A 10,670-nucleotide genomic window follows, 5' to 3' on the forward strand; every position below is an offset into this window, starting at 1 on the left:
AATTTTTAGCTTCTTTTAAATCTATAATTGTTAGATTTTCAAAATTTGATAAATCTAAAATTAGATTTTGCTCTTTATAGTAATTATATTGTTGACATACGTTTTCAATAAATTGAAAAAAAGTACCTTTCGTTTCTTTAATTATTGCTGTATGACCTTTAAGTTCTAATTTCATTTTTTTTTAATGCTTAATCTTGCTCGCCAAAAGATAAATAACAGCCATTCGAATGGCTACTCCATTTTCAACTTGATTTAATATAACCGATTGTTTAGAATCTGCTACATCAGACGTTATTTCTACACCTCTATTTATAGGGCCCGGGTGCATTACTATTATTTCTTTATTCAACGAATCTAATAACGTTTTATCTAAACCATATTGCTGTGTATATTCGCGTGTTGACGGAAAATAATTAACATCTAATCGTTCATTTTGTACACGAAGCATGTTTGCAACATTACACCACTCCAGCGCTTTTTTTAAATTAGGTTCTACTGAAACTCCAAGCGATTCAATATGCTTTGGTATTAATGTATTGGGGCCGCAAACTTTAACTTCTGCTCCTTGCATTTTTAGTGCTAATATATTTGACAATGCAACTCTAGAATGTAAAATATCTCCCACAATAACTACTTTTTTACCTCCTACATCACCCAACTTTTCACGAATTGTATAACTGTCTAATAAAGCTTGTGTAGGGTGTTCGTGCGCACCATCTCCTGCATTTATTATACTTGATTTTACATTATTGGCCAAAAAATGAGCTGCTCCAGGGTTGTTGTGTCTCATAACAACTAAATCTACTTTCATAGAAAGAATGTTGTTAACGGTGTCAATTAACGTTTCACCTTTTTTTACTGAAGATTGAGCGGCAGAAAAACTTATCACATCAGCTGATAGTCTTTTTTGAGCTAATTCGAAAGATAATTTAGTTCGTGTACTATTTTCAAAAAAGATATTGGCAATAGTAATATCTCTTAAGGATGGTACTTTTTTTATAGGGCGGTTAATGATTTCTTTGAAATGATCTGCCGTTTCAAAAATTAAATCAATATCGTTTTTGTTGATGTATTTTATGCCTAGTAAATGATTTACTGATAGTTCTTTCATTTATTTATTTTGTTTGTCTTACGTCTAATACTTATTTTGTGTGCTTTATTTTCTTTGCAAATAAACAGCATCTTCTTTGTCATTTTCTTGCCAATGAACCACCACTTTTTCGTCATTAATAGCATCAACTTGTCTTCCTCTATAATCAGGCTGAATGGGTAAGTGTCTACTAAATCGTCTATCTATTAGGGTTAACAGTTCTATTTCAGCTGGCCTTCCAAAAGACTGAATGGCAGTTAAGGCAGAACGAATGCTTCGTCCTGTATAAAGAACATCATCAATAAAAACAATTTTTTTGTCTTCAATAACAAAATTCATTTCAGTTTTATTTGCCTCTAAGAGTTTCTCTCCTCTTCTAAAATCATCTCTAAAAAAAGTAATGTCTAAAAACCCCAGCTTTAAATCTTGTATGTGATAATCGTTTTTTAAAATTATTGCAAGTCTATTTGCTAAAAAAGAACCTCTTGGTTGAATACCAATAAGAATTGTATTTGAAAAATCGAGGTGCTTTTCAATTAACTGACAAGCCAAACGATGAAGTATGATATTGACTTCCTTTGCAGTGAGCAATACTTTTTGACTCATAATGTGGTATTGTATTTAATTTGTAAAAATACATATTTTTTTTGATATTTTGAAATTTTGAAATTATGATCTATTCTTATTTCTAATAATCTAATAATCTTTTAACTAAAAACCAGAAAATCTTTATATTTTTGTGGCATGGGAAAAAGACATACAGAAAAAATAATTTTTGAAAACATAGCCGTTTTAGACGCAGGAGCAAAAGGCGTTTCAGTAGCAAAAGCACCCGATGGAAAAGTAATATTTTTACCTAATGTTGTGCCTGGTGATGTGGTTGATATACAAACTTTAAAGAAACGAAAAGCTTACTATGAAGGAAAAGCCATAAAAATTCATTCCTTTTCAGAACATAGAATTGAAGCTGTTTGTCAACATTTTGGTGTTTGTGGTGGTTGCAAGTGGCAAAACATGAACTACAACCAACAACTGTTTTACAAAAATCAAGAAGTTTATAATAATTTAAAACGCATTGGGAAAATAGATTTACCCAATTTTGAGCCTATACTAGGATCCAAAAAGCAATTTTTTTATAGAAATAAAATGGAGTTTGGCTTTTCAAATTCGCGTTGGATGACCGATCAAGAAATTCAATCTGGAGTTGAGTTTGACAACAAAAATGCTTTAGGGTTTCACATTCCAAGAATGTGGGATAAAATTTTAGATATTTCAACATGTCATTTACAAGAAGATCCTTCAAATAGCATTAGAAATGAAGTTAGAGATTTTGCTAATACTCATAACTTAACTTTTTTTAACCCTAGAAATCATGAAGGTTTATTGCGAACACTAATGATAAGAACGGCATCAACTGGTGAGATAATGGTTTTAATTCAATTTTTTGAAGATGATACTAGCAGTCGAAATTTGTTAATGAATCATTTGGCAAAAGTTTTTCCTGAAATTACTTCTTTGTTATACGTTATTAACAGCAAACCAAACGATACAATTTATGATCAAGAGGTCAAATTGTTCAAAGGTCGTGATCATATTTTAGAAGAAATGGAAGGCTTACACTTTAGTATTAATGCTAAATCCTTTTATCAAACCAATTCAGATCAAGCCTATGAGTTATATAAAATTACGCGAGATTTTGCCGGCTTAACAGGCAATGAATTGGTATATGATTTATACACTGGAACAGGAACTATAGCTCAATTTGTTTCTAAAAACGCTAAAAAAGTAATCGGTATAGAGTCTGTTCCTGAAGCAATATTAGATGCAAAAGTTAATGCTGATCGCAATAATATTAGCAATTGTGAGTTTTATGTAGGTGATATGAAAAATGTTTTTAATGATGATTTTATTGCTCAACACGGACAACCAGATGTTATTATAACAGACCCCCCAAGAGATGGAATGCATAAAGATGTTGTAGCCCAAATATTAAAAATTGCTCCTCAAAAAGTAGTTTATGTAAGCTGTAACAGTGCCACACAAGCTAGAGATTTAGCTTTGATGGACGAAACCTATAAAGTAACTCGAGTACGACCAGTTGATATGTTTCCACAAACACATCATGTAGAAAATGTTGTGCTTTTAGAAAAAAGATAACACATACATAGATTTTGTAATTGAAATGAATATGAAAAAATACATACTAATAATATTGATATTACTGATGTCTTTTTTGCTTTTAAAATGTGAAAAAGACGATATTTGTTCGGGTGACACTTTAACTTCACCCCGTCTTATAATAGAATTTTATGACTATAACAATCCAACAGAATTGTCACAAATTACCTATCTTGGAATAGCAGATCCAACATTTGTATCGGGTTATTCGTTTAATTCGCTTAGTCGTATAGCTATCCCTTTGCGATCTAATCAAGATACAACTACTCTAAACTTTGTTTTAAACGGAAGTGATGATGATACTACAAATGATGTTTTGGATACCGTTACATTCAATTATACTAGAAAAAACACTTATATATCTAGAGCTTGTGGATACAAAACCACATATGTTTTAAATGATACCGATGGCCTAGTGGTACCAACAACTAATTGGATAAAAAGCATTGAAATTATAGATTCAAACATAGAAAATGAAAATGAAACACATGTCAAAATATATTTTTAGTCTAATTTTATTTTGCTTTTCAGCAAAAGGAATTTGCCAAAAAAATGATTCTATTAAAGAAAAATATGGCTTTCGAGTTGGGATTGATTTGCATCGATTGTCCAAATCATTTTATGATAAAGATTATGAAGGGTTAGAGTTTGTGGGCGATTATAGAATTTCTCACAAGTTTTATGTTGCAGGAGAATTTGGAAATGAAAACAAAACAATTGATGATGATCGTTTTAATTTTACAACCAAAGGAAGCTATTTTAAAGTAGGATTTGATTTCAATTCGTATGAAAATTGGTTGGATATGAAAAACATGATTTTTATAGGAATGCGTTATGGCGTAAGTGCTTTTGAACATACCTTAAATACTTATAAAATATACGAACCTACAAATTACTACGGAGTAAACACCATAACTTCTGGTGAGCAATTTAAAGGGTTAAATGCACAATGGATTGAAGTTGTAGGCGGAGTAAAAGCCGAAGTATTTACCAATTTATATGTTGGTTTCTCTCTTCGATTAAATTATTTAGTTTCCAATAAAAAACCAAACACATTTGACAATTTATTTATCCCTGGTTTTAATAAAACCTATGATGGTAAATTTGGAACTGGCTTTTCTTACAACTTGAGTTATATGGTTCCTATTTATAAAAAAAATAAAAAAACACAGCCTTTAGATTCAAAATTTAAATAGCGAAACACAATTTAACTGCTATTTAAGCTTAAAAAAATTAATTAATTTCTCTTAATCCTTTTACAAAAACCCATTTCATAAATAATTTATCGCCTTCATTTGATTTAACCACTTGAAATTTTGGTGCTAATAGAGTTGAAGTTATAAAACTGGCAAAGGCGATCCACAATCCTTGTAACACACCAAAAGACATTACAGTAAAGTATGTTACCACATAAAAAAGTGTAAAACCTAAAAGGTTGTATAAAAAAGCTTTAGTTTTTTTACTCATAATATTTTATTTTTTATTAAATTTTATAAAGACGAATCTTCAGTGTCAATTTGAAACTTTGTTCTTTTGCTTCCTGCATACATTTCATATTTTACAAAACGGGCTTCTAACTTTCCGTTAAATAATTTAATTTTTCGAGATGGTCGTAAGCCAACAAACTTTAAAGATTCTAAATTTGCAGTTATCAACCACGAATTTGTATTGGAATAACTGTTTTTTAATGTATCTCCTATTTCTCGATAAAAGCGTTCCATTTCAATATTTAATCGTTCCCCATAAGGTGGATTAAAAACCATGTGTAAAGGGCCTTCTGTTTGTTTTTCTGTTTCAAAAAAGTTTGCCTCTCTTATTTTTACAAACTCATCTAGGTTTGCATTTTTAATATTATCTATAGCTTTTACAACAGCACTTGGAGCTTTGTCGTAACCTGTAATTGTATAATGAAAATCACGTGTTTTTTTTAATAAAGATTCTAAAATTTTGTCAAACAACTCACTATCCCAATCGCTCCACTTTTCAAAAGCAAATTCTTTTCTATTGATATTTGCAGGAATATTACATGCTATCATGGCTGCTTCGGCCAAAATTGTTCCACTACCACACATGGGATCAATAAAATGGCTTGTACCATCCCAGCCCGATAACAACAACATTCCTGCTGCTAAAACTTCATTTATGGGTGCAATGTTTGTGGCTGTTTTATAACCTCTTCTGTGAAGCGATTCGCCAGATGTATCTAAGGAAACAGTAACCAGATCTCTATCAATGTGTACGTGTATTTTGACATCTGGAAAATCCTTATCAATATCTGGTCGTGTTCCTGTTTTATCTCTAAACTGATCTACTATAGCATCTTTCGATTTTAATGCTACAAATTGACTGTGGTTAAAATGCTCTGAGTGCAAAGTTGTTTCTATAACAAACGTTTGATGCTGACTCAAATAGTTACTCCAATCAATTCGTTGAATTCCATCATACAAAGACTTATCATTAAAAGCCTTAAACTCATGTATAGGTTTTAATACTTTTAAAGCTGTACGCAATGCTAAATTAGCTTTATACATAAATCCTTTGTCACCATAAAAAGTAACAACACGAGTACCTGCTTTTACGTTTTGAGCACCTAATTGTGTTAATTCTTTCTCTAATAATTCTTCAAAACCAAATAAGGTTTTGGCTACCATTTTAAAGTTATTCTCCATCTATAAAAATTCCAAAAATTAATTATCAAATTCCAAATAAAACATAAATCAAATACAACAATCTTAATTTTGGAATAAGTTCAGCAAAAATACACTAAATTTGGCACTTGAATCAAATGAATATTGAATTAATGTCAGAAAACAACAATACTTCTTCTGATCGAACAGAGCTTTCGAGTCAAAACTCTTCGATCAACAACCCTCAAACGTCTAGTTGGTTTGCTTCCTGGTTTGATACCAAGTATTATCACATTTTATATAAAGATAGAGATTGCAATGAAGCGCAATTTTTTATGGATAATTTAACCCATTATTTAAACTTACCCGAAGACTCAAAAATATTAGATTTAGCTTGTGGAAAAGGGCGTCATTCTGTATATTTAAATTCATTAGGTTATGATGTAACTGGTGCCGATTTATCAGAAAACAGTATAACAGAAGCTTCCAAATCTGAAAACGCTACACTGCATTTTAAAGTGCATGATATGAGAGATGTTTTTGAAATTAAGTATGATGCAATTTTTAACTTATTTACCAGTTTTGGCTATTTTAAAAATGATGAAGACAATCTTACAACGCTTAAAGCCATAAGAAACAGTTTAACAGAATATGGTTTTGCTTGTATTGATTTTATGAATGTAGATTATGTAATTGAAAATTTAGTATCTCAAGAAATTAAAAAAGTCGATGATATCGATTTTCACATCAAAAGATATGTAAAAGATAATTATATATATAAAGAAATAAGTTTTGAAGATGAAGGAAAACAATTTCATTTTACAGAACGTGTTCAGGCATTACGTTTAGCAGATTTTGAGCGTATGATGGAAGAAGCTGAAATATATTTATTGGATATTTTTGGTAATTATAAATTGCAACCTTTTTACAAAAATCAATCAGAACGTTTAATTATGATTTTTAAATAATGAATTACTCAATGTATTTGTTTCCCTTGTTTTCAGTTATTTTAGGCTATTTGATTGCTATTTTTATTCAACCTAAAAATAAAAAAAACTTAAAACTACTGTTAGCCTTTAGTGGTGCTTTTTTACTTTCTTTAACCGTTATGCACTTGTTACCTGAAGTTTATGAGGCAAACAACCTCTTACACGAAGGGCATAATCATGAAGGTATAATGCATGGAACAAGCTCAATTGGCCTTTTTATAATGATTGGGATTGTTTTTCAAATTATTTTAGAATACTTTTCAAAAGGAGCTGAACACGGACATGTTCACGGCCACGAAAAAATGAGCACTATTCCATGGTTGCTGTTTTTTAGTTTGTGCTTACATGCTTTACTAGAAGGAATGCCCATTAGCAATCACAACGAACTAGCCTACGGAATTGCCATACACCACTTTCCTATTGCTATAATTTTGACAACTTTTTTTATACATGCAGAACTCAACAAAAAAGCAATTTTATTTTTCATGTTCGTTTTTGCTTTTATGACACCTGTTGGAACTTTTATTTCATTAAATTTAACTTATTTAACCGAATATTACACACAAATTTCAGGTATGGTAATTGGAATTTTATTCCACATTTCATCTACAATTATTTTTGAAAGCAGCGAAGGACATAAATTTAATTTAGCTAAGCTTATCGTAATTATTTTAGGAATCTCTTTGGCTGTTTTTATATAGTAATTTTGTTGCTTATTGTCTACTTGTATATTTATCAACAAATTTCTAGATATTTTATCAAATTACGTTGTAACTTTGATACTTTACAACAATGTAATTAATATCCATGCATTTTACAAAAACCACTGAGCAAACATCAAAACACCAGCATTTAGAAAAAATGTCGGTTTCAGATTTACTTACCAACATCAATAATGAAGACCAAACAGTTCCATTAGCGGTTCAAAAGGCCTTAGTTCAAATTGAAAAATTAGTAGAACATATTGTGGCTAAAATAAAATTAGGCGGACGTATATTTTACATTGGAGCTGGAACATCGGGACGATTAGGTATTTTAGATGCATCGGAATGTCCACCAACTTTTGGAGTTTCTTTTGATATGGTAATTGGATTAATTGCTGGTGGAGACACAGCCATTAGAAGAGCTGTTGAAAACGCTGAAGACGACACAAAACAAGCTTGGGAAGATTTAAATGCATGCAAAATTACTGATAAAGATGTCGTTGTTGGAATTGCAGCTTCTGGAACAACTCCATATGTAATTGGAGGATTAAAAAAATGCAACGAAAATAACATTACAACAGCTTGTATTACTTGTAATCAAGGAAGTCCATTATCAAAAGTGGCAAAATTTCCAATAGAAGTTGTGGTTGGACCCGAATTTGTAACGGGAAGCAGCCGAATGAAAGCAGGAACGGCTCAAAAATTAGTTTTGAACATGATTTCTACTGCAACCATGATTCAACTAGGAAAAGTAAAAGGAAACAAAATGGTTGATATGCAATTGAGCAACAACAAATTAGTTGATAGAGGCATAAAAATGATTATGGAAGAAATTGACGTAGATTACAAAAAAGCTGAAGCCTTACTAAAAGAATATGGCAGTGTTCGAAAAGCTGTTGAGAATCATCAATTATAAACTGCAAATTATGCCAACAAATAAAAAAATACTAATCAAAGGAATTCAATATTTATCAGGCGCTTTACCCCTTATATTTACGGGTCCAGTTGTGATAAATAGTGCTTTTAAAAATCAAAATAACCCCTATTACGAAGTAGTTTTGGGTGTAGGTATAATATTTTGTGCCGCAGCAATTTTTTGTATGTTTAAAGGTTTTAATACTATAATGAAAAGTCTTTTTGACGGAAATAAATAATTAAATGAAATTCATGCCAAAACACATCAGTTATTTTGTATTAAGTATAACTCTTTTATTTGCATCGTGCTACAACCAAGAACGCAAATGTAGTGACTTTAAAACAGGTAAATTTAAGTCGGAAATAATGATTGATGAAAAAAAATTTACAACCACATTTGAACGAAATGATAGCGTTCAAATTGAAACTTTTGAAGGAATAACAGACTCATATATTGTTCGTTGGACAAATGATTGTGAATATGTTATAAAAAACAGCCAACCAAAGAACAAAGCAGAACGCAAAGCTGTTCAAGTAAAAATTTTAACTACTTTAAAAAACGCGTATACTTTTGAATATAATTATGTAGGCGAAAAAAACAAACAAAAAGGAACCGTTTATAAATTAGAAGATTAAAACCCCATACAATTTAAACATTCAACAGATATACAACTAAACCAAAAAAATGGAACTACTTTCAAACCCAGATGCATGGATTGCCCTATTAACCTTGACTTTTTTAGAAATTATTTTAGGCATTGATAACATCATTTTTATTTCAATTGTAACAGGTAAACTACCCGAAGAAAAAAGAAAAAAAGCTACACAAATTGGATTGTTTTTAGCGATGTTTATGCGAATTGCTCTTTTATTTGGAATTACGCTTTTAATTGCCATGAAAGCTCCATGGTTTAGCTTTGATTTTGGTTGGTTTTCTGCCGAAATTACGGGTCAAGCTTTAATCTTATTATTAGGTGGATTATTTTTAATCTATAAAAGCACCAAAGAGATTCATGAAAAAGTAGATCATAAAGGAGAAGAAGAAAAAGTAATGAAAACTTCTGCAAAAGCAAATTTTAGTAGTGTTATTATACAAATATTAATGATTGATATAATATTTTCTATAGATAGTATTTTAACCGCAGTTGGAATGACAAACGGTGTCGAAGGTGCTTTAATTATTATGATAACAGCTGTAGTAATTTCGGTTGGAATTATGATGCTTTTTGCAGTTCCTGTCGGAAATTTTGTCAACAAAAATCCATCTATTCAAATCCTTGGATTGGCTTTCTTAATCTTAATTGGTTTTATGCTAATGACAGAAAGCATGCACTTGTCAAACGCTGAATTAGCAGGTCAACATGTTGGTGCAGTACCAAAGGGATATTTATATTTTGCCATTGCTTTTTCGTTAGCTGTTGAATTTATAAACATGAATATGAGAAAGAAAAAATAACATAAAAAACAATCACACCATTTACTGACCAAGCGCTCGGAGTGTGCTAGTTCACCTCTGCTTTCCTTTAATAAATTTAGTTATTTTTAATCTAATGCAAAGTAAAGGCTCCCGCATTCTATGACTAAAAACAACTAAAAAGTGTTAAATTTTTCATTTTAAAAAGAAAAAAAAAACCGCTTGTGCACGAATCCTTTCGTGTACCCACTAAATAAAAGCGGTTGTTTAAAGTATTAAAAAAAAATGTAATTGTTTTTTGGCTTGGCATAATAAAAATAAAAAAGCCACATTGTAAAAGATGTGGTTTTTGGGTTTATAAAAGTGCATTGAAATACCCGATCATTTGGGTAGTTCAAACTATATTACTAACTTTGTGGGTGAGGTATCCCAACACATGGAATACTTCGCTTTTGGAGAAACGTTCATTGAAGAGCATAAAAACTCACATAATTCACCGTATAAGTTTAATGGTAAAGAACTGGATGAGGAAAGTGGACTTTACTACTACGGAGCACGATACTACGATGCAAGGTTGAGTATTTGGGCGAGTGTTGACCCACTAAGTGGTTATAACCCAATTTTTGAAGATGAGCATTATATTGATGGACAGCATAATGGTGGAGTTCTCAATTCATTTAATCATAACACTTATGGGTATTGTTATCAGAATCCGGTAAGATTAGTTGATCCAAACGGTAAACAGGTTGATGC

The 10,670-nt window shown here is 30.9% G+C and carries 14 protein-coding genes; 10 read left to right on the top strand and 4 right to left on the bottom strand.

The window, feature by feature from the left end; all coding sequences use genetic code 11:
• Positions 1 to 181: 181 nt before the first annotated feature.
• Both AABM47_RS01420 and pyrR read right to left on the bottom strand, forming a co-directional pair.
• Positions 182 to 1,111 carry an aspartate carbamoyltransferase catalytic subunit gene (locus AABM47_RS01420; RefSeq protein ID WP_338409138.1) on the bottom strand — a complete coding sequence of 310 codons (930 nt, stop codon included), beginning with the start codon at positions 1,109 to 1,111 and terminating at the stop codon, positions 182 to 184.
• A gap of 45 nt (positions 1,112 to 1,156) precedes the next feature.
• The gene (pyrR, locus tag AABM47_RS01425; RefSeq protein ID WP_338409139.1) at positions 1,157 to 1,696 is read right to left on the bottom strand and encodes a bifunctional pyr operon transcriptional regulator/uracil phosphoribosyltransferase PyrR; all 540 of its coding nucleotides are present in this window, start codon (positions 1,694 to 1,696) and stop codon (positions 1,157 to 1,159) included.
• A 138-nt stretch (positions 1,697 to 1,834) separates the two neighbouring features.
• Here pyrR and rlmD point away from each other — a divergent pair, with 138 nt between their 5' ends.
• From rlmD to AABM47_RS01440, 3 genes are read left to right on the top strand one after another with little or no spacing between them, the layout of a single operon-like run.
• Positions 1,835 to 3,247 (top strand): 23S rRNA (uracil(1939)-C(5))-methyltransferase RlmD, encoded by a 1,413-nt coding sequence (gene rlmD / locus AABM47_RS01430; RefSeq protein ID WP_338409140.1) that lies wholly within the window; start codon positions 1,835 to 1,837, stop codon positions 3,245 to 3,247.
• 31 nt (positions 3,248 to 3,278) lie between these two features.
• Positions 3,279 to 3,776, top strand: coding sequence for a DUF6452 family protein (locus AABM47_RS01435; RefSeq protein WP_338409141.1), 498 nt, complete (start codon positions 3,279 to 3,281; stop codon positions 3,774 to 3,776).
• The gene (locus tag AABM47_RS01440; protein ID WP_338409142.1) at positions 3,757 to 4,464 is read left to right on the top strand and encodes a DUF6048 family protein; all 708 of its coding nucleotides are present in this window, start codon (positions 3,757 to 3,759) and stop codon (positions 4,462 to 4,464) included. Before AABM47_RS01435 ends, AABM47_RS01440 begins: the two co-directional genes overlap by 20 nt.
• A 37-nt stretch (positions 4,465 to 4,501) precedes the next feature.
• On the opposite strand, the gene AABM47_RS01445 is transcribed toward AABM47_RS01440, so the two are convergent.
• Both AABM47_RS01445 and AABM47_RS01450 read right to left on the bottom strand, forming a co-directional pair.
• Positions 4,502 to 4,735, bottom strand: a complete 234-nt coding sequence (locus AABM47_RS01445) for a hypothetical protein (protein WP_338409143.1) — start codon at positions 4,733 to 4,735, stop codon at positions 4,502 to 4,504.
• A 23-nt stretch (positions 4,736 to 4,758) separates the two neighbouring features.
• The gene (locus AABM47_RS01450; RefSeq protein WP_338409144.1) at positions 4,759 to 5,937 is read right to left on the bottom strand and encodes a THUMP domain-containing protein; all 1,179 of its coding nucleotides are present in this window, start codon (positions 5,935 to 5,937) and stop codon (positions 4,759 to 4,761) included.
• 131 nt (positions 5,938 to 6,068) lie between these two features.
• On the opposite strand from AABM47_RS01450, the gene AABM47_RS01455 reads away from it, so the two are divergent.
• The 7 genes from AABM47_RS01455 to AABM47_RS01485 form a co-directional block, all read left to right on the top strand.
• On the top strand, positions 6,069 to 6,863 hold the full coding sequence (locus tag AABM47_RS01455) for a class I SAM-dependent methyltransferase (RefSeq protein ID WP_338409151.1): 795 nt from the start codon (positions 6,069 to 6,071) through the stop codon (positions 6,861 to 6,863).
• The gene (locus AABM47_RS01460) at positions 6,863 to 7,585 is read left to right on the top strand and encodes a ZIP family metal transporter (RefSeq protein WP_338409145.1); all 723 of its coding nucleotides are present in this window, start codon (positions 6,863 to 6,865) and stop codon (positions 7,583 to 7,585) included. Before AABM47_RS01455 ends, AABM47_RS01460 begins: the two co-directional genes overlap by 1 nt.
• A 106-nt stretch (positions 7,586 to 7,691) precedes the next feature.
• Positions 7,692 to 8,504 (top strand): N-acetylmuramic acid 6-phosphate etherase, encoded by an 813-nt coding sequence (gene murQ, locus AABM47_RS01465; protein ID WP_338409146.1) that lies wholly within the window; start codon positions 7,692 to 7,694, stop codon positions 8,502 to 8,504.
• Between the two features lie 10 nt (positions 8,505 to 8,514).
• Complete coding sequence (locus AABM47_RS01470; protein ID WP_338409147.1) at positions 8,515 to 8,742, top strand: DUF6095 family protein; 228 nt, start codon at positions 8,515 to 8,517, stop codon at positions 8,740 to 8,742.
• Positions 8,743 to 8,755: 13 nt separating this feature from the next.
• Positions 8,756 to 9,139, top strand: a complete 384-nt coding sequence (locus AABM47_RS01475; protein ID WP_338409148.1) for a DNA topoisomerase IV — start codon at positions 8,756 to 8,758, stop codon at positions 9,137 to 9,139.
• A 49-nt stretch (positions 9,140 to 9,188) separates the two neighbouring features.
• On the top strand, positions 9,189 to 9,959 hold the full coding sequence (locus AABM47_RS01480; protein WP_338409149.1) for a TerC family protein: 771 nt from the start codon (positions 9,189 to 9,191) through the stop codon (positions 9,957 to 9,959).
• 394 nt (positions 9,960 to 10,353) lie between these two features.
• Positions 10,354 to 10,670, top strand: a 317-nt coding sequence (locus tag AABM47_RS01485) for an RHS repeat-associated core domain-containing protein (protein ID WP_338409150.1), incomplete at its 3' end; no start/stop codon positions are given.

Source organism: uncultured Flavobacterium sp. (assembly GCF_963925415.1).
Classification (GTDB): Bacteria; Bacteroidota; Bacteroidia; order Flavobacteriales; family Flavobacteriaceae; genus Flavobacterium.